Genomic DNA, 791 nt, shown 5'->3' on the forward strand with positions numbered 1-791 from the left:
TAGTTACATTGAATTATGGCAAAGGCGTTCACAGCACCGAAGAGACCATCGAAACCGAGGCGGTATTCCACTTTGCTCCCGGAGAGCGAATCCTTTCCCTAGGCAATATCGGCTGCATGCTTAACTGCGGCTACTGCCACAATTGGAAGACCTCTCAGGCCAAGTATGTGACAGACAAAGATGTTTACTACTATACGCCTGAACAGGTTGTAGAAACCGCCTTAAAGCATGGTATACGCGTTATCTCCTGGACGTATAACGACCCTGTTGTCTGGCATGAATTCATCCTCGATACGGCAAAGCTGGCAAAGGAAGCGGGCTTAATCAATTTATATAAATCAGCTTTTTTTATCAGTGAAGAAGCCATTGATGAACTATTGCCCGTCATCGACATATTCTCGATTTCGCTAAAGTCCATCTCCCCCGAATACTATCGAAAAGTCACAACAGGCTGGGTAGAGCCCGTTCTGGCTGGCATCAAGAAAGTATACGATGCTGGTAAATATGTTGAAGTCAGCACCTTGATGGTTACCGATATCAGTGACGATGAGGATACCGCCAGGAAAATCAGCCAGTGGGTACTGGATGAACTGGGCCCGAATGTACCGCTCCACTTTGTAAGGTTTCACCCTGATTATAAAATGAGTAATAGCATCAGGACGCCCGTGGATAGACTCCTGAAGGCTCGGGACATTGCCCGGAGCATGGGGGTTGAGCATGTTTATCTGGGTAACGTAAATGATGTCGAGGGCACCAATACCAACTGCAATAATTGTAACGCTCTACTCGTT

1 protein-coding gene is annotated in these 791 nt (G+C 46.8%); it reads left to right on the plus strand.

The genetic code is table 11. From position 1 onward, the window contains the following. Positions 1-791 (plus strand): AmmeMemoRadiSam system radical SAM enzyme (gene amrS, locus AC1DLB_RS31215; RefSeq protein ID WP_477786430.1); only part of this gene is annotated, 791 nt, incomplete at both ends.

It is taken from the genome of Pseudomonas sp. 05N434 (genome assembly GCF_056396965.1).